The following is a 17,341-nucleotide window of genomic DNA, read 5'->3' on the forward strand; positions in this document are numbered from 1 at the left end:
GCCGGGGGACCGATGGGGCCGTGGGATATTGGTAGTACGGTGGTTTCGGGGGCTGGCTGGTTAAACCAGATACCCGAACAGGGTGTCGTCCTTGTTGAGTTCGGTGTATGTGATATTGCAACGGGTCAGGTTCCGGATAAGGGTTGTATAGTCTTCTCTGGAGGTGAGCTCGACGCCGACGAGGGCGGGGCCTGTCTCCTTGTTGTGTTTCTGTATGAATTCGAAACGGGTGATGTCGTCGTTGGGCCCCAGTGACGTGGTTGACAAATTCCTTGAGGGCGCCGGGGCGCTGGGCAAAACGGATGAGGAAATAGTGTTTGAGTCCTTCGTACTGGAGGGATCTTTCTTTTATTTCCTGCATGCGGTCGATGTCGTTGTTGCTGCCGCTGACGACGCAAACGACGGTCTTTCCTTTTATATCGTCAGCGAAGTCGTCTAGTGCGGCGATGCCGAGGGCTCCGGCGGGTTCCACTACTATTGCGTCCTCGTTGTAGAGTCGCAGGATGGTGGAGCAGATCTTTCCTTCGGGCACGAGGTGCATGTCGTCGAGGACCTCGCGGCAGATGGAGAAGGTCAGTTCGCCTACTTTTTGACGGCGGCGCCGTCGACGAAGCGTTCGATGTTGTCGAGGGTGACGGGGTGGCCGGCGTCGAAGGCGGCGAGCATGGAGGGGGCTCCTTCGGGTTCGAGGCCGATGATCTTTGTGTTGGGCGAAAATGTTTTGAAGTATGCGCCTGTTCCGGAGGCCAGTCCGCCTCCGCCTACGGGTACGAAGAAGTAGTCGATGCCACGGAGGTCTTCGAGCACTTCGAGGGCTACCGTGCTCTGGCCTTCGATGATGCGAAGGTCTTCGAACGGGGGGATGAAGGTCATGTTGCGTTCTTCGGTGTACTGGCGGGCTGCGACGGCGCAGTCGTCGAAGGTGTCGCCGACGAGGATGATCTCGATGTTGTTCTCCCCGAACATTCTGGTCTGGTTGACCTTTTGGCGGGGGGTAATAATGGGCATGAAGACGACGCCTTTGACCCCGAGTTTGCGACAGGAGTAGGCGAAGCCCTGGGCGTGGTTGCCTGCGCTGGCGCAGACGACGCCTTTGTTCAGTTGTTCGGCCGGCAGGGACACCATCATATTATAGGCGCCTCTGAGTTTGTACGAGCGGACGACCTGGAGGTCTTCGCGTTTGAGGTAGACCTTACAGTCGTATTTTCTCGACAGATTGTGATTGTAGGTCAGCGGGGTACGGCGCACGACGTTCTTGAGCCGACTTGCGGCGGCCTGGAAGTCTAATCCCCAGCTCCTTGCGGAGCCGGGGGTAGAGAGTGTATCATTAGTTGTGTACTGCATTTGCTTTTTGTGCTGGTTGATTTTCGGGGCGGAGACTTCTGACGGTCTTACCGGCCTGCCAGAGTTCGCTTTCGCGGAGCTCTTTCAATTCGGCGTCCAGCTTTTCGCGATAGTCGGGCTGGCTGTTGGAGTCGATGGAGCGCTGCGATTCTTTGCCTGTGGCTACGCTTTCGTACAGTTCGGCGAAGACGGGCAGGGTAGCGTCGCGGAATTTCTTCCACCAGTCGAGTGCGCCGCGCTGAGCGGTGGTCGAGCAGTTGGCGTACATCCAGTCCATGCCGTTCTCGGCAACGAGGGGCATCAGGGACTGGGTCAATTCTTCGACGGTCTCGTTGAATGCTTCGGAAGGAGTATGGCCTTTTTGCGCAGTACTTCGTACTGTGCGGCGAAGATGCCCTGGATGCAGCCCATGAGGGTACCGCGTTCGCCGGTGAGGTCGCTGAATACTTCTTTGCGGAAGTCGGTCTCGAACAGGTAGCCGGAGCCGACAGCGATGCCGAGGGCGACGACGCGGTCTTTTGCTTTACCGGTTGCGTCCTGGAAGATAGCGTAAGAGCTGTTGAGGCCGCGGCCCTGGAGGAACATGCGGCGGAGCGAGGTGCCAGAGCCTTTGGGGGCTACGAGGAATACGTCTACGTCTTTGGGAGGAACGATGCCTGTCTGTTCGTTAAAGGTGATGCCAAAGCCGTGGGAGAAGTAGAGTGCTTTTCCGGCTGTGAGGTGTTTTTTTACCGTCGGCCAGAGGGCGATCTGGGCGGCGTCGCTGAGCAGGTAGCAGATGATGGTTCCGCGTTGGAGGGCTTCTTCGATCTCGAACAGCGTCTCGCCGGGAACGAAGCCGTCTTTTACCGCCTTATCCGAGGTCTTGGAGTTCTTGCGCTGGCCGACGATCACGTTGATGCCGTTATCCTTCTGATTCAGCGCCTGGCCCGGGCCCTGTACGCCATAGCCGATGACGGCCACCGTCTCGTTCTTGAGAACCTCCTGAGCTTTGGCGAGAGGGAATTCTTCGCGGGTAACTACATTTTCTTCTACACCGCCGAAATTGAGTTTTGCCATGATTTTTTGTTGTTTGATTGTGTTTTAGTTAGAGTTATTTTTCCGCCCCTTTGGGGCTTATCGATGGTTTACATACTGAATACCTTGTCCTGCTGGCTGAGGAATTCGTTCTCGACGACTTCTTCGCCGGGTTCGGTGAGTTCGAATTCTTTGAGTTTTTCGTGGAAGCCGTGGCTGTCCTTTATAATAGCCACCCTGGCGCTGCGAACGAATTCGATGAGGCCGTAGGGTTCGAGGGCTTCGGTGAGGCGGTCGATCTCTTCGCGCTGGCCGGTGGTTTCGAAGACGGTATAGTCTTTACGGATCACTACGGCGCGGGCTCCGTACTGGCGGAGGAGGCGTTCGACCTTTACTTTCTCGACAATTTCATCAAGTGGGGACTTTATAAAGCGCTAATTCCTGCCAGATGATCTCGTCATTATTATTGTAATATGCTTTCAGGATCTCCACCTGCTTTTCCAACTGGCGACAGAGTTTGCGTACGACCTCTTCGGTTTCGTTGATAACGATGGTGAAGCGGTGGATGCCTTCTACTTCCGAGGGGGAAGTGTTGAGGCTTTCGATGTTGATCTTTCTGCGGGAGAAGACGATGGCGATGCGGTTGATGAGGCCGATCTGGTTCTCCGTATACACTGTGATGGTATATTCCTGTTTACTCATGATTTATAATTTAATTGCTTCTATGCGAAGACGTTTATAATTGCCGTACCAGGTGTGGTTGCGGTAGTTGGTGGGCCGGACTGCTTCCTGTATCTCGTCGAGGATGGGTTCGATCTCCGACTCGGGGATATCGCTGAAGAAGGCGTTCCCGAACATTTTGACAAAGTCCTTGATACCGTTCTCCGTGTCCTGCTAGCTCGGTCGGCCTGTCGAAGTGTGCGGCGAACCGGACGCGGAATCCTCTTTTTCCAGCAGGGAGGAGTACTCGCTGAGGGAGGGGAAGTACCAGACCTGTGTAGCGGCGTTGCTATAGTATCCGTGGCGGGTGAGTGCCTTGCGGGTCGCTACGACTATTTCCTCTACGTTGCCTTTGCCGCCCATTTCGAGCATGAGCCGCCCGCCGGAGCGGAGGTTCTTATAGATATTGTCGATGGCAGCTTCCTTGTCGAGCACCCAGTGGAGGGTGGCGTTGGAGAAGATGGCGTCGAAGGGGGTATTGAAGTGAAAGTCCGTAGCCGTGCATACCGGAAGTCGAGGTCCGGGTAGGCGGCGCGGGCTCTTTCGATCATCGAAGCCGACTTGTCGATGCCGACGACGCGTGCTCCTGCACGGGCTATCTGATTAGTCAGGTAGCCGGTGCCACAGCCGAGGTCCAGGATGCGTTCGCCCTGCTGGGGCGCCAGTTGCTGGACCACGTCTTCGCCGTACTTAAAGACAAAGCTGTGTTTGTCGTTGTACAGGCGGGCATTCCAATTGGTGTTGGTGGTTGTCGTCATACCTTGTTATTTAAGTCTGATCTCGCTGACGCTGCAGCCCTGGGAACCATGGGGAAAACGTTGTTTTCTTTTCCCGTGAATACTTCCAGCAGGTAGGAACCGTCGTGGTCGAGCATGGCTTTGACTGCGGCTTTGAGGTCTTTGCGATCACTGATGCTTTGTCCTTCGATATGGTAGGCCTTCGCCAGCGTTACGAAGTCGGGGCTGGTGATATCGACAAAGCTGTATCGTTTGTCGTGGAAGAGCTGCTGCCACTGGCGGACCATTCCGAGGAAGCGGTTGTTCAGGATGAGTATTTTCACCGCGGCGCCGAACTGCATGATCGTTCCGAGTTCCTGCAGCGTCATCTGGAAACCGCCGTCGCCGATGATGGCTACTACTGTCCGGTCGGGTGCTCCGAATTTTGCGCCGATGGCGGCGGGCAGGCCGAAGCCCATGGTGCCGAGGCCACCGGAGGTGATATTGCTTTTGGACTGGTTGAACTCTGCATAGCGGCAGGCCACCATCTGGTGCTGGCCGACGTCGGTGACGATGATCGCGTTGCCGCCGGTGAGTTCGTTGAGTGTCTTCAGGACCTCACCCATCGTCATATCCTCGGTGGTGGGGTTGAGTTCGTCCTTGATGACGGTCTCTACTTCCTGCTGGTAGGCGTCTTTGAATTTTTTGAGCCATTCGGGGTGGCTTTTTTCTGTATAGCTTCTGTCAGCAGGGGGAGGGTCTCTTTGCAGTCGCCCCAGACGGGAACGGTTGCTTTGACGTTCTTGTCAATCTCAGCGGGGTCGATATCGAGGTGGATGACTTTGGCCTGTTTGGCGTATTTGTCGAGGCGGCCGGTGACGCGGTCGTCGAAGCGCATGCCGACGGCGATCATCACGTCGCATTCGTTGGTCAACAGGTTAGGGCCGTAGTTGCCGTGCATGCCGAGCATGCCGACGTTGAGCGGGTGGTCGGTGGGCAGTGCGCTAAGGCCCGGGATCGTCCAGGCTGCGGGGATGCCGCTCTTTTCGACGAAGGCCCTGAATTCCTGTTCTGCCTTGCCGAGGATGACGCCCTGGCCGAATAGGATGAAGGGTTTTTGCCTCGTTGATGAGTTTCGCGGCTTCGGCGATGTATTCCTTACGGACGATGGGTTTGGGCCGGTAGCTGCGGATGTGTTCGCAGCGGGTATAGCCTTCGTAGTTGAATTTCTGGACCTGGGCGTTCTTTGTAATGTCGATGAGCACGGGTCCGGGGCGGCCGCTGCCGGCGATATAGAAAGCCTTGGCGAGTGCTGCCGGTATTTCGTTGGCGTCGGTGACCTGGTAGTTCCATTTGGTGACCGGTGTGGTGATATTGATCACGTCTGTTTCCTCGGAAGGCGTCGGTTCCGAGGAGGTGGGCGAAGACCTGGCCGGTGACGCATACCAGCGGGGTGCTGTCGATCATGGCGTCGGCGAGGCCGGTGACGAGGTTGGTAGCGCCGGGGCCGCTGGTGGCGAATACGACGCCGGTCTTGCCGGGAGGCGCGGGCGTAGCCCTGGGCTGCGTGTATGCCTCCCTGTTCGTGGCGGACGAGGATATGCTTCAGTTTGTCGCTGTAGTCATAGAGGGCGTCATAGATCGGCATGATGGCGCCGCCGGGATAGCCAAAAATGGTATCTACTCCTTCTTCAAGGAAGGCTTCGAGTACGGCTGCGGAGCCACTCAACTCCCGCACCACCGGGGTTGCTGTTTTTGATGCAGCGGCCGTCTTTGTGGAGAGTGGATTTGGGTGTTGTCGTCGTGTTGCTCATAATGTAAATTTTATAATTAAAAGTGGACCACAGGTCCGCTGCCCGAAGGGCAATTTATTAGCGGTTTTGAGCCGGGGGTATTATTGTTGGACCCCCGTTGAAAAATCATTGTTCGTCGGTTACGCAGCCTTCGGCGGCGGTTTTAACTTGTTTGGCGTATTTAAAGAGGAGGCCGCGGGTTGCTTTGAGGGCCGGCTGTTTCCAGGCGGCTTTTCTTTTGGCGAGTTCTTCCGGGCTGACCTTCAGAGTGATAGTATTTTTTGTCGCGTCGAGTTCGATGATGTCGTCGTCCTTGACGAAGGCAATGGTCCCGCCCTGGTGGGCTTCGGGGGTGATATGCCCTACGACGAAGCCGTGGGTACCGCCGCTGAAGCGGCCGTCGGTGATGAGGGCGACGCTTTTGCCGAGTCCGGCGCCGATGAGGGCTCCGGTAGGCTTGAGCATTTCGGGCATACCGGGTGCGCCAACGGGCCCTACATAGCGGATGACCACTACGTCGCCGGCCTTGATCTTACCGGTGTTGATGCCGTTGATGAGTTCGTGTTCGCCGTCGAAGACGCGGGCCGTGCCTTCGAAGCGTTCGCCTTCCTTGCCGCTGATCTTGGCAACGGAGCCGCCTTCCGCCAGGTTGCCGTAGAGGATCTGGAGGTGGCCGGTCGCTTTGATCGGGGTTTCGAGCGGTTTGATAATATCCTGTTTTTTGAAGTCGAGTGTGGGGATGTCCTTCAGGTTTTCGGCTAGCGTCTTGCCGGTGACCGTGAGGCAGTCTCCGTGCAGCAGTCCTTTTTCGAGCAGGTATTTCATGACGGTGGGGATGCCGCCGTGTTCGTGGAGGTCCTGCATGAGGTATTTACCGCTGGGTTTGAAGTCGGCGAGGACGGGTATTTTGTCGCTGATGGTCTGGAAGTCGTCCTGGGTGAGGGGTACGTCCACACTTTTCGCCATGGCGATGAGGTGGAGTACGGCGTTGGTGCTGCCGCCGAGGACCATGATGGTGGTGATGGCGTTCTCGAAGGCTTTCCGCGTCATGATATCGCGGGGTTTGATATCTTTTTCCAGCAAGAGGCGGATGGCGGCGCCCGCGGCTATGCATTCGTCTTTTTCTCTTTGCTGATAGCGGGGTTGGAGGAGGAGTAGGGGAGGCTCATGCCGAGGGCTTCGATGGCGGCCGCCATGGTATTGGCGGTATACATGCCGCCGCAGGCGCCTGCGCCTGGGCAGGAGTTACGGACGATGCCCCGGAAATCGGCTTCGTCGAGTTTGCCGGCTATTTTTTGTCCGAGGGCTTCGAAGGAGGAAACGATGTTGAGGTCCTGTCCCTTGTAGTGACCGGGGGCGATGGTGCCGCCGTAGACCATGATGGCGGGGCGGTTGAGCCGGCCCATGGCGATGAGGCAGCCAGGCATGTTCTTGTCGCAGCCGGGAAGGGCGACGAGGCCGTCGTAGTATTGGGCGCCGCAGATGGCCTCGATGGAGTCGGCGATGACGTCGCGGCTGACGAGGGAATAGCGCATGCCGTCGGTGCCGTTGGCCATGCCGTCGCTGACGCCGATAGTGTTGAAGGTGAGGCCAACGAGTTCCTGTTGCCAGACGCCTTTTTTGACGATCTGCGCGAGGTCGTTGAGGTGCATGTTACAGGTGTTGCCGTCGTAGCCCATACTGGCGATGCCTACCTGGGCCTTTTTGAGGTCTTCGTCTGTCAGTCCAATGCCGTATAACATCGCCTGAGCGGCGGGTTGGGTCGTATCCTGAGTGAGCGTCCTGCTGTATTTGTTAAGTTCCATTTTTTAGATCGTTTCCGGTAAATATTGTTTTTCTATGACTAAGTTGTTGTAGGCTGACTGAATCTTACGTCCAAGGGTAGACGCCCAGGGTTTCGGGAACTGGTATTGGTCGATCGAGGCCCAGCCGATCACTTCGGCGGCGGTGCCGCAGAAGAAGGCTGCGTCGGCGGTCTTGAGCTGGTCCACGGTGAACTGTCCTTCCTCGACGGGAATGTCGTTCTCGCGGCATATTTCGAGCACGGTGGCGCGGGTGATGCCGGGGAGGATATTTCCCGTTGCCGGGGTAAAGAGTTTGCCGTTCTTTTCGAAGAACATATTGGCTCCGGGTCCTTCGGCGATGAAGCCGTTGCCGTCTGTCAGGAGTGCTTCGTCGTAGCCATTGCCTTTTGCTTCCTGGCTGGCGAGGATCGAGTTAACGTAGTGTCCGGATGCTTTTGCTTCGATCTTAAAGCCCTTTGGATTGGGGCGCTGGAAGGAAGAGGTCATTACTCTCAGGAGTTTTTCACCGAGGAAGGGGGCCATTTCCCAGACCTGGATGACGGTATACGACTCCGTGTTGAGGTTGAAGCTCATATTGGCGGGGCTGTATACGACGGGCCGGATATAGGCGTCCTGGAGGTTGTTGGCTTCGAGGACCTGGTAGGTGGCTTCGATGAGTTGGTCCGTGCTGTGGCTGTAGGGTATGTTGAGGGCATCGGCGGAATTCTTCAGTCTGTCGTAGTGTTCGACGGGTTTGAAGATCTTCGTTTCGCCGGAGGCGGTACGGTAGGACCTGATGCCTTCGAATACGGCATAGCCATAGTGAAGGGACTGACTGTAGAGGTCAATCTTTGCTTCGGAAGCTTTGAGGAGCTTGCCATCCAGCCAGAGAACAGTGTTCTCGTTATAGTAGTTTGCCATGTTAAAAAAAGAGACCCGCCTTTGGGAGGCGGGTCTCTGGTATTTTTATGTTTGTATTTAATTTACCACCCTCCTCCCGGAATTGCAGGAATAATAATCACCACCACCACAATAATTGCGGCTAAGAATCGCTTGGTGATCATATTTAGACTGCGTTTTTCCACGAAGGAGATATTATTCGTGCTACGAATATACGTCCGCCAATTGAACAAACAAAGAACTATTTGCAACTATTTTGTGCAGTGCCGCATAAACGCGGCGCTGACATTATATAATAGTCGACTTTCTCAGTTCGATATTCCCTTTATGAATATCGCCTCGGGATTTTTCCGCCAACGTAGTCGCTGATGAGCTCGCCGATGGTGGAGGTGAAATAGAAATTTATAGGGTCGATGTCTTTTGTTACGAAGCCGTTCTGCAGGGTCCAGTTGGCTGCTTCGCGCACTTTACCGGCGTCTGCGTGGAGGCCGAAGTGGTCGAGGAGCATGGCTGCGGAGAGGATGCTGCCGAGCGGGTTGGCGATGTCTTTCCCTGCGGCACGGGGATAGGGAGCCGTGGATGGGCTCAAAGAGGGCTGCGCCTTTGCCGATGGAAGCGGAGGGGAGCAGGCCGAGTGAACCGCTGATCACGCTGGCTTCGTCGCTGATGATGTCGCCGAACATATTCTCGGTCAGGATGACGTCAAATTGTTTGGGGTTGAGGATGATCTGCATTGCCGCGTTATCTACGAAGAGGAAATCCACCTTGACGTCGGGGTATGCGCCGGCGATGTTCTGAACGACCTTGCGCCAGAGGCGGAGGTTTCCAGAACGTTGGCTTTATCGACGAGGGTCAGTTTCTTTTTGCGTTGTTGTGCCGCCCTGAAGGCGAGGTGTGCGATGCGTTCGATCTCTTCGCTCGTGTATACGCAGTCGTCGGAGGCCTGTGTCGCCTCCGCGTTGATCTCTTTTTTCCGAAATAGATGCCGCCGGTGAGTTCGCGATAGATGACGAAGTCTACGTCTTCGAGGATCTTCGCTTTCAGCGGGGACAGGTGCTGGAGGGACGGATAGGTCGTTACGGGGCGAATGTTGGCAAACAATTGCAGCGATTTCCGCAGTTTGAGCAGACCTTGTTCGGGGCGTATTTTGGCGGAAGGATCGTTGTCATATTTAGGGTGACCGATGGCTCCGAACAGAATGGCGTCGCTGTTGAGGGCCGCTTCGATGGTTGCGTCGGGAAGCGGGCTACCGGTTTTGTCGATCGCGTCTGCGCCCATCAGGTGGTACGAGTAGGTAAACTCGTGTTCACCCTGTTCGGCGACGGCGTTGAGCACCTTGATCGCCTGACGGGTCACTTCCGGGCCGATGCCATCGCCTTCAATGACTACAATGTTTTTTTGCATAAGATAGAATGTTTGGGTATGGGTTTTTATGCGTGTGCTTTTTCAAAGTTTTCGATCTCTCCGCGGATACTCAGCAGGTAGTCGATGTCGTCGTAGCCGTTGAGCAGGCAAGTTTTTTTATAGTTGTTGATCCCGAATTTTTCGGTTTGGCCTCCGAAATCATTAGATATCGTCTGGGCTTCGAGGTCGACCGTGAATGTTGCTCCGGGGTTTTGCCGGATGGAGGCAAAGGCCTCTGCGAGGAATTCTTCGCTAACGGTAATGGGGAGCAGGAAGTTGTTGAGGGCGTTATTCTTAAAGATGTCGGCGAAGAAGCTGCTGACGACGACGTCGAAGCCATAGTCTTTTATGGCCCAGGCGGCGTGTTCGCGGCTGGAGCCGCAGCCGAAGTTCTTTTCGGCGACGAGGATCTTGCCGCTATAGGCGGGGTTGTTGAGTACAAAGTCTTTTTTGGGGGTGCCGTCGCTGTTGAAGCGCCAGTCGCGGAACAGGTTCTCTCCGAATCCTTCGCGGCTGGTGGCTTTGAGGAAGCGGGCGGGGATGATCTGGTCCGTGTCGACGTTCTCCTGCTGGAGAGGGACGGCGGTGGAGGTGACTTTATTTATTGACTTGCTCATTTGGTTTGTTTATATGAATTCACGGATATCGGCTACTTCGCCGGTGATGGCTGCGGCGGCTGCGGTCAGCGGGCTGGCGAGCAGTGTGCGGGCGTTGGGTCCCTGACGGCCTTCGAAGTTGCGGTTGGAAGTAGAGACGCAGTATTTGCCAGCCGGAATCTTGTCTTCGTTCATGGCGAGACAGGCGGAGCAGCCGGGCTGGCGGAGGTTGAAGCCGGCGGCTTCGAAAACCTTGTCGATACCTTCTTTTATGGCCTGCTGTTCTACCTGTTTGCTACCGGGGACGACCCATACTTCCACGTTGTCGGCTTTCTTTTTCCCTTTACGAAGGAGGCCACCATGCGGAGGTCTTCGATTCTGGAGTTAGTACAGCTGCCTATGAAGACGTAGTCCACTTTTTTGCCTTTTATGGGTTCGCCTGCGTGGAGTCCCATGTAGTCGAGGGATTTGCGGAAGGCTGGTTGTTCTTTTGCCCCAATCTCCTGTTCTGCCGGGATATGGCCTGCAACGCTGACGCCCATGCCGGGGTTGGTACCGTAGGTGATCATGGGTTCGATGCCGGCGGCGTCGATATTTATCTCGAGGTCGAATTTCGCGTCGGCGTCGGAGTAGAGTTCTTTCCATCCGGCGAGCTTTTGATCCCATTCGGCGCCTTTGGGGGCGAACTCGCGTCCTTTGATATAATCGAAGGTTGTCTGGTCGGGGGCGATCATGCCGCCGCGGGCGCCCATTTCGATGCTCATGTTGCAGATGGTCATGCGGGCTTCCATCGAGAGGTCGCGGATGGCTGAGCCGGCGAACTCGACGAAGTAGCCGGTGGCGCCGCTGGCCGATATTTTGGCAATGATATAGAGGATGATGTCCTTGGAAACGACGCCCTTCCCGAGGGGGCCTTCGACGTTGATGCGCATCAGGCGCGGCTTGCTCTGCATGAGGCACTGTGTGGCCATTACCATTTCCACTTCGCTGGTGCCGATGCCGAAGGCGATGGAGCCGAAGGCACCGTGGGTGGAGGTGTGGCTGTCACCGCAGACGATGGTCATGCCGGGCTGTGTGAGGCCGAGCTCGGGCCCTATAACATGAACAATGCCCTGGTAGGGATGACCAAGGCCGTATAGTTCGGACGTGATGTCTTTTGCAGTTCTCCACCAATTTTTGGACCTGTATCCGGGAGAGTTCCTCCTTTATGGGCAGTTCCCGGTGGATGGTGGGCACGTTGTGGTCAGCCGTGGCAACGATCTGCCGCGGACGGAAGACTTCGAGGCCTCTGTTCTCGATGCCTTTGAAGGCCTGCGGGCTGGTGACCTCGTGGATGAGGTGTTTGTCGATATAGAGTACGGAGGGGCCGCCGTCAATAGTTCTGACGATGTGACGGTCCCAGATCTTTTCAAAAAGTGTTTTTGCCATATTGGATAAAACGTTTTATTTAAGCTGTTACGGCTGCTTTGTTGTGTGCCTCCGCGAGCCGGACCAGGTCGGTATCTTCTACTTCTTTCTTGCTGTCTGCTACCTGGAGGAATTGCTGGTACAGGATGTCCACGGCGTCGCGGTCGAACTCGAATCCGAGGGTGCGGAAGCGGTAGGCGAGGGCCGAACGTCCGCTGCGGGCGGTGAGCACGATCTTAGAGCTCTGCTGCACCGACCTCTTCGGGTCTCATTATTTCGTAGGTGGTGGATTCTTTCAGGAATCCGTCCTGGTGGATGCCGGAGGAGTGAGAGAAGGCGTTGCTGCCCACAACGGCCTTGTTGGGCTGGACGGGGACGCGCATCGTGTCGGAGACCAGCTGGCTGAGGGGGTTGAGCATTTCGGTTCGAACGCCGGTGTAGAGGCCGAGGGTTGAGGCGTGCTGTTTGATCACCATGACCACTTCCTCGAGGGAGGTGTTTCCGGCTCTTTCGCCGATGCCGTTGATGGTACATTCGATCTGGCGTGCGCCGGCGATGGCTCCTGCGATGGAGTTGGCGGTCGCCGGGCCGAGGTCGTTGTGACAAGTGGCAGGAGACGATGGCCTTGTCGATATTGGGAACGTTGTTGAAGAGATACGCTATTTTTTCGCCGTACTGGTGGGGAGGCAGTAGCCCGTGGTATCGGGTATGTTGACTACCGTAGCGCCGTTGGCGATAACGGTCTCGACCAGTCGTGCGAGGAATTCTATGTCGGCGCGGCCGGCGTCTTCGGCGAAGAACTCGACGTCGTCGACGAAGTTTTTGGCCCATTTGGTGGCTCTGGCGGCGCGTTCGAGGATGTCTTCGCGGGTAGTGTTGAATTTATATTTGATATGGATGTCGGAGGAGCCGATACCGGTGTGGATACGGGGTCTTGCTGCCGGCCTGAGGGCTTCGGCGGCTACTTCGATGTCTTTTTGTACGGCGCGGGTGAGGCCGCAGACGGTCGCATTTTTTACAATTTTCGCCACCTCATTGACCGAGGTGAAATCGCCAGGGCTGGAGATGGGGAAGCCGGCCTCGATGATATCGACGCCAAGGGCTTCGAGCTGGAGAGCCAGCTGGATCTTTTCCTTTGTATTCAGCTTGCAACCGGGTACCTGTTCTCCGTCGCGGAGGGTTGTGTCGAAGATGAAGATTTTCTTGTCGGTCATTAGATTATTTTAAAAAGGTTCGAAATTGGCGGTTTAGTGATGGGTTGGTGACGGTTACCGATTTAACCGTACCTTCGAAAATAGTTGTGATTTTTATCGATCTCAAACTATAATTGGTCTGATTTTACACCCTTTAGGAGGGTGTAAATGAGCCGAAACCCACTGCTGACAAGGATTTTAAAGTTTTAAATTACGATGCCCAACCGTTCGTCAGATGCTCTGTTTCAGCTGATCAAATCCCTGGAAAAGTCCGAAAAACGGAACTTTAAGCTCTACATTACGCGTAATTCCTCCAGTGAGGACCTAAAAAGCATACAACTCTTTGATGCTCTGGACAAAATGGATGAGTACGACGAGGTTCAGCTGTTGAATAAGAACAAAAATCTGCGAAAGGCTCAGCTGTCCAATGCCAAGGCCCATCTCTACCGGGAGATCCTGAGCAGCCTCTCGTCTGATTCGGCAGGACGAAAACATTGATATTCAATTACATGAGCAATTAGATTACGCTCGGATCCTCTACAATAAGGGGTTGTATCTGCAGAGTCTGAAGACGCTGGACCGGATCAAGGAACTGGCGAAGGCGAATAATCAGGTGACCTTTCTGTTGCAGGTGTTGTTCTTCGAAAAGACCATCGAATCACTGCATATCACGCGAAGCATGCAGGACAGGGCGGATCAACTGGCGGGGGAGACCGACGCCGTGAATGAGCAGCTGAGGATGATCGGGAGACTGTCGAATCTTTCGCTGGAGCTATACAGCTGGTATATCCGCAATGGGGTGGCGAGGAATGAGAAGGATGAGGAGGCAGTGCGGGAATTCTTCGAGAAGCAGCTGCCCACGGATATCTCGGGATGTCAGGGGTTTTATGAGAAGCTGTATCTGTATCAGAGCTTCTCTGGTATGCGTATATCCGGCAGGACTTTCTGATGTACTACCGGTATACGCAGAAATGGGTCGATCTTTTTGACCGGGAGCCCTATATGATGGTGACTGAGACCTCGCACTACATCAAGGGGATGCACAACCTGCTGGGAGCGCATTTCGACCTGCTGAACGACGAGAAGTTCAGGGATACGCTGAAGCAGTTCGAGGAGTTCTCTGAGTCGGACATCGTGAAGAACAATATCAATAACAGGATACAGACCTTTGTGTACCTCTATATTTCCAAGCTGAACCAGCATTTTATCGACGGCACGTTCACGGAGGGACTGACGCTGGTGCCTTATATCGAGGACAAGCTGAAGGAGTACTGGATCTATCTCGACAGGCACCGCATCCTGGTGTTCTACTATAAGATCGCGTGTTTGTATTTTGGGGCCGGGGACTATGGGAAGACGATCGACTACCTGAACAAGATCATCAACTGGAAGGTCGATCTTCGGACGGATCTGCAGTGTTATTCGCGGTTGTTGCATCTGATCGCTCACTACGAGCTGGGGAATTTCGATCTGATGGAATATCTGATCAAATCGGTATACAGATTTATGGCGAAGATGGGGAATCTGAGCGGGGTCGAGGAGGAGATCTTCCGGTTCCTGCGGAGGTCGTTCGGTCTTTCTCCGGGGAAGCTGAGGCCGGCGTTCGAGCAGCTGGTGGAGAGGCTGAGGAAGTTCGAGGGCAACCGCTTCGAGACGAGGGCTTTTATGTATCTGGATATTATTTCGTGGATGGAGAGTAAGATCCGCAGTGTGCCGGTGCAGGATGTGATACGGAAGAAATATCTGGAGGGGGAGAGGAGAGGGTAGGCGGCCTCTCCTGAGTCGGCCCGTCTATTTGCATTCGTAATCGTATTTGGTGATAAAGGTTTCTCCGACGGTGTCCTTTGCCGTGGTGGAGATGATCTTGCCGTCGGGCCGGAATTGATAGGTATAGGTAAGCCCGTGGCGGGATTTGAGCAGGTTTTTGGTTCGGGTTACTTCGAAGCCTCCTGCGAACTGGTCGAAAAAGAAAGCATCTCCCTGTTGGCGTGGCTGGTCGGTATAGTATTCGAGGCGGCTCGTTGTGGTGTCGTTCGAGAAAGAGATCATATTGCCGCCGGACCGGGTAAATTTCGTAACGATGGCGTCGGTTAATGTGGAGCTGACAAAGATGGACTTAGTGAGCTCCTGCCCGTTGTATTCGTAGTCTACGTTGAACCAAAGCTCGCCGGCTGCGTCGAGGGTCCCGTGGATATTGGAGGCGAGGCCGTCTTTGTTGTTGGTGATCACTGTCCTGGTGATTGCCAGTCCTTTGACGGTCGTAATGGCGACGACGCTGTCGGCGGCGCGGGTGAAAATGGTTATGACGGTGTCACTTTCCTCCGATCGAACGAGGTGTCCCTGTGCGTCGTAGAAATATTTGGTAGGTCCCCTGGTTGACAAGGGCGCCGGAGAAGCTGGCCCGGCTGATGAGGCAGGTGGGGGGTGTAGGGGGAGGCGGATCGTGTTTTTGCAGGCCGCAAGGACGAGGAGGGGGAAAGGAAAAGTAAGTATTTCATGAGCTGGATGAGATTTAGGATGTAAGTTAGCGGGGGGCGGGGAAGGGATGGAGAGAGGATTTCCCGGCGGAGGGGAGGGTTTTTCCAACGGAAAGTGAACGAAATGGGGTTGGGGGGTGTTATAGGGAGGAGGGTATTACAGGCGCGTGGGCGCCGTCGTCTTGTGTGTATAAAAATAGTTCAGGGCATTGGTGGAATTTTGGAAAACGGGTTTTTCCGATTAAATTCGTACCTTTGCCCTCCTTAATTTAGGTTTATTGGCATTACTTGTGAGCCGGTGGGCCTTTTTCTAAGGTGTAGGAGGTTGGTTATCAGTTGAGTTGGCAAAAGAATAAAAACCGCATATTGCAATATGGCTATTAAAAAAGAAAATCGTCCCAGAGCCACTTTTTCAAAAATCACTATCGGATTAGCTTCGCCTGACAGCATCCCTGGAAAGGAGCTACGGGGAAGTATTGAAGCCTGAGACTATTAACTACCGCACGTACAAGCCGGAGAGAGACGGTTTGTTCTGCGAGCGTATTTTCGGGCCCGTTAAGGATTATGGAGTGCGCCTGCGGCAAGTACAAGCGGATCCGCTACAAGGGGATTGTGTGTGACCGTTGCGGAGTGGAAGTCACCGAAAAGAAGGTAAGGCGTGAGCGGATGGGCCACATCAAGCTGGTGGTTCCTGTAGTTCACATCTGGTATTTCAAATCTCTGCCCAACAAGATCGGTTATCTGCTGGGGATGAGTTCGAAAAAGCTTGAGAGCATCATTTATTATGAAAGATATGTAGTAATTCAGCCCGGCATCCGCACGGACAAGGGGCAGAATTACGGGGATCTTCTGACGGAAGAAGAGTATCTGGAGATACTGGAGACCCTGCCGAAGGACAACCAGTACCTGCCTGACGAGGATCCTGCCAAGTTCATCGCGAAAATGGGTGCGGAAGCGGTTCATGACCTGTTGGAGCGTATCGAGCTGGATCAGCTGTCCTTCGATCTGCGGAATGCGGCTGCGAATGAGACGAGTCAGCAGCGTAAGGCAGATGCCCTGAAGAGGCTGAGTGTCGTGGAAGCTTTCCGCGACGCGAATTCCCGGATCACCAATCGTCCGGAATGGATGGTGATGCAGTATATTCCGGTGATCCCTCCAGAGCTGCGTCCGCTGGTTCCGCTGGATGGCGGCCGTTTTGCGTCTTCGGACCTGAACGACCTGTACCGTCGGGTGATCATCCGGAACAACCGTCTGAAGCGTCTGCTGGAGATCAAGGCGCCCGAGGTGATCCTGCGTAACGAAAAACGTATGCTGCAGGAGGCTATCGACTCCCTGTTCGACAACAGCCGTAAGTCCAATGCGGTGAAGGCAGAGGGCGGCAGGGCGCTGAAGTCGCTGAGTGATGTACTGAAGGGCAAACAGGGCCGTTTCCGTCAGAACCTTCTTGGTAAGCGCGTGGACTACTCCGGCCGTTCGGTTATCGTGGTAGGTCCCGGAGCTGAAGCTGCACGAGTGCGGTCTTCCGAAGGATATGGCTGCCGAGCTGTTCAAACCCTTTATCATCCGCAAGCTGATCGAGAGGGGTATTGTAAAGACGGTAAAGAGCGCTCGTAAATTAGTCGACAAGAAAGAGGCTATCGTTTGGGATATCCTCGAGAATATACTAAAAGGTCACCCGGTGATGCTGAACCGTGCCCCGACGCTGCACCGTCTGTCTATCCAGGCCTTCCAGCCCAAGCTGATCGAAGGTAAGGCTATACAGCTGCACCCGCTGGTGTGTACGGCGTTCAACGCCGACTTTGACGGTGACCAGATGGCCGTTCACGTGCCGTTGAGCAGCGCTGCCATTCTTGAGGCGCAGCTGCTGATGCTGTCTTCGCACAACATCCTCAACCCGCAGAACGGTACGCCTATCACGCTGCCTTCCCAGGACATGGTCCTTGGTCTTTATTATATCACCAAGGGGCAGAAAGTCTACGCCTACTGAAAA

At 55.0% G+C, this 17,341-nt stretch carries 18 protein-coding genes and 8 pseudogenes; 6 read left to right on the top strand and 20 right to left on the bottom strand.

From position 1 onward, the window contains the following. Positions 1-60: 60 nt before the first annotated feature. Positions 61-267, bottom strand: coding sequence for a hypothetical protein (locus ACQ86N_RS07200; RefSeq protein ID WP_431217304.1), 207 nt, complete (start codon positions 265-267; stop codon positions 61-63). On the opposite strand from ACQ86N_RS07200, the gene ACQ86N_RS07205 reads away from it, so the two are divergent. Then, the gene (locus ACQ86N_RS07205) at positions 257-439 is read left to right on the top strand and encodes a hypothetical protein (protein WP_431218063.1); all 183 of its coding nucleotides are present in this window, start codon (positions 257-259) and stop codon (positions 437-439) included. The genes ACQ86N_RS07200 and ACQ86N_RS07205 overlap by 11 nt on opposite strands. A 3-nt stretch (positions 440-442) precedes the next feature. Here the strand turns inward: ACQ86N_RS07205 and ilvA are convergent. The 18 genes and pseudogenes from ilvA to ACQ86N_RS07295 all read right to left on the bottom strand — a co-directional run. After that, a pseudogene (gene ilvA / locus ACQ86N_RS07210) lies at positions 443-1,344 on the bottom strand (threonine ammonia-lyase IlvA); the annotation flags it as partial. Then, a pseudogene (ilvC, locus tag ACQ86N_RS07215) lies at positions 1,328-2,403 on the bottom strand (ketol-acid reductoisomerase). The pseudogenes ilvC and ilvA, both read right to left, overlap by 17 nt. A gap of 68 nt (positions 2,404-2,471) precedes the next feature. Next, positions 2,472-2,789: a hypothetical protein gene (locus ACQ86N_RS07220; RefSeq protein WP_431217305.1), complete on the bottom strand. Its 318-nt coding sequence runs from the start codon at positions 2,787-2,789 to the stop codon at positions 2,472-2,474. Continuing rightward, positions 2,773-3,063, bottom strand: a complete 291-nt coding sequence (ilvN, locus tag ACQ86N_RS07225) for an acetolactate synthase small subunit (RefSeq protein ID WP_431214578.1) — start codon at positions 3,061-3,063, stop codon at positions 2,773-2,775. Before ilvN ends, ACQ86N_RS07220 begins: the two co-directional genes overlap by 17 nt. A gap of 3 nt (positions 3,064-3,066) precedes the next feature. Next, positions 3,067-3,219, bottom strand: coding sequence for a hypothetical protein (locus ACQ86N_RS07230; protein WP_431214579.1), 153 nt, complete (start codon positions 3,217-3,219; stop codon positions 3,067-3,069). A gap of 36 nt (positions 3,220-3,255) precedes the next feature. After that, a complete protein-coding gene (locus ACQ86N_RS07235; RefSeq protein WP_431218064.1) occupies positions 3,256-3,444 on the bottom strand; it encodes a hypothetical protein in 189 nt (62 codons plus the stop codon). A gap of 66 nt (positions 3,445-3,510) precedes the next feature. After that, a pseudogene (locus ACQ86N_RS07240) lies at positions 3,511-3,839 on the bottom strand (class I SAM-dependent methyltransferase); the annotation flags it as partial. Positions 3,840-3,845: 6 nt separating this feature from the next. After that, positions 3,846-5,538 (bottom strand): annotated as a pseudogene (ilvB, locus tag ACQ86N_RS07245) (biosynthetic-type acetolactate synthase large subunit). A 178-nt stretch (positions 5,539-5,716) separates the two neighbouring features. Beyond that, positions 5,717-7,395, bottom strand: a pseudogene (ilvD, locus tag ACQ86N_RS07250) (dihydroxy-acid dehydratase). A gap of 3 nt (positions 7,396-7,398) precedes the next feature. Beyond that, a complete protein-coding gene (locus ACQ86N_RS07255) occupies positions 7,399-8,295 on the bottom strand; it encodes a branched-chain amino acid transaminase (protein ID WP_431214580.1) in 897 nt (298 codons plus the stop codon). A gap of 304 nt (positions 8,296-8,599) precedes the next feature. Beyond that, positions 8,600-8,863, bottom strand: coding sequence for an isocitrate/isopropylmalate family dehydrogenase (locus ACQ86N_RS07260; protein WP_431214581.1), 264 nt, complete (start codon positions 8,861-8,863; stop codon positions 8,600-8,602). 37 nt (positions 8,864-8,900) lie between these two features. Then, a pseudogene (gene leuB, locus ACQ86N_RS07265) lies at positions 8,901-9,678 on the bottom strand (3-isopropylmalate dehydrogenase); the annotation flags it as partial. Between the two features lie 26 nt (positions 9,679-9,704). Further along, a complete protein-coding gene (gene leuD / locus ACQ86N_RS07270; protein WP_431214582.1) occupies positions 9,705-10,295 on the bottom strand; it encodes a 3-isopropylmalate dehydratase small subunit in 591 nt (196 codons plus the stop codon). A 9-nt stretch (positions 10,296-10,304) separates the two neighbouring features. Next, positions 10,305-11,425, bottom strand: a pseudogene (locus ACQ86N_RS07275) (3-isopropylmalate dehydratase large subunit). Beyond that, a complete protein-coding gene (locus ACQ86N_RS07280; RefSeq protein ID WP_431214583.1) occupies positions 11,319-11,702 on the bottom strand; it encodes an aconitase family protein in 384 nt (127 codons plus the stop codon). Before ACQ86N_RS07280 ends, ACQ86N_RS07275 begins: the two are co-directional and overlap by 107 nt. Before the next feature lie 19 nt (positions 11,703-11,721). After that, positions 11,722-11,934 (bottom strand): hypothetical protein, encoded by a 213-nt coding sequence (locus tag ACQ86N_RS07285; RefSeq protein WP_431214584.1) that lies wholly within the window; start codon positions 11,932-11,934, stop codon positions 11,722-11,724. Beyond that, positions 11,918-12,157: a homocitrate synthase/isopropylmalate synthase family protein gene (locus ACQ86N_RS07290; protein WP_431217306.1), complete on the bottom strand. Its 240-nt coding sequence runs from the start codon at positions 12,155-12,157 to the stop codon at positions 11,918-11,920. The genes ACQ86N_RS07285 and ACQ86N_RS07290 overlap by 17 nt, the downstream gene beginning before the upstream one ends. Then, positions 12,134-12,895: pseudogene (locus tag ACQ86N_RS07295) on the bottom strand (2-isopropylmalate synthase); the annotation flags it as partial. The gene ACQ86N_RS07290 and the pseudogene ACQ86N_RS07295, both read right to left, overlap by 24 nt. A gap of 195 nt (positions 12,896-13,090) precedes the next feature. Between ACQ86N_RS07295 and ACQ86N_RS07300 the strand changes: the two are divergent. From ACQ86N_RS07300 to ACQ86N_RS07310, 3 genes are read left to right on the top strand one after another with little or no spacing between them, the layout of a single operon-like run. Next, complete coding sequence (locus ACQ86N_RS07300; RefSeq protein WP_431214585.1) at positions 13,091-13,372, top strand: hypothetical protein; 282 nt, start codon at positions 13,091-13,093, stop codon at positions 13,370-13,372. Between the two features lie 52 nt (positions 13,373-13,424). Further along, positions 13,425-13,823: a hypothetical protein gene (locus ACQ86N_RS07305; RefSeq protein ID WP_431214586.1), complete on the top strand. Its 399-nt coding sequence runs from the start codon at positions 13,425-13,427 to the stop codon at positions 13,821-13,823. Further along, positions 13,823-14,641, top strand: a complete 819-nt coding sequence (locus ACQ86N_RS07310; protein WP_431214587.1) for a hypothetical protein — start codon at positions 13,823-13,825, stop codon at positions 14,639-14,641. Before ACQ86N_RS07305 ends, ACQ86N_RS07310 begins: the two co-directional genes overlap by 1 nt. 24 nt (positions 14,642-14,665) lie before the next feature. On the opposite strand, the gene ACQ86N_RS07315 is transcribed toward ACQ86N_RS07310, so the two are convergent. After that, positions 14,666-15,256 (bottom strand): hypothetical protein, encoded by a 591-nt coding sequence (locus tag ACQ86N_RS07315; RefSeq protein WP_431214588.1) that lies wholly within the window; start codon positions 15,254-15,256, stop codon positions 14,666-14,668. A gap of 659 nt (positions 15,257-15,915) precedes the next feature. Here ACQ86N_RS07315 and ACQ86N_RS07320 point away from each other — a divergent pair. Both ACQ86N_RS07320 and ACQ86N_RS07325 read left to right on the top strand, forming a co-directional pair. Beyond that, complete coding sequence (locus tag ACQ86N_RS07320) at positions 15,916-16,965, top strand: hypothetical protein (RefSeq protein WP_431214589.1); 1,050 nt, start codon at positions 15,916-15,918, stop codon at positions 16,963-16,965. After that, positions 16,883-17,338, top strand: coding sequence for a hypothetical protein (locus tag ACQ86N_RS07325; protein WP_431214590.1), 456 nt, complete (start codon positions 16,883-16,885; stop codon positions 17,336-17,338). The genes ACQ86N_RS07320 and ACQ86N_RS07325 overlap by 83 nt, the downstream gene beginning before the upstream one ends. Positions 17,339-17,341 lie beyond the last annotated feature (3 nt).

Origin of the sequence: Puia sp. P3 (assembly GCF_050632245.1) — a bacterium.
In the GTDB taxonomy this organism is placed as follows: domain Bacteria; phylum Bacteroidota; class Bacteroidia; order Chitinophagales; family Chitinophagaceae; genus Puia.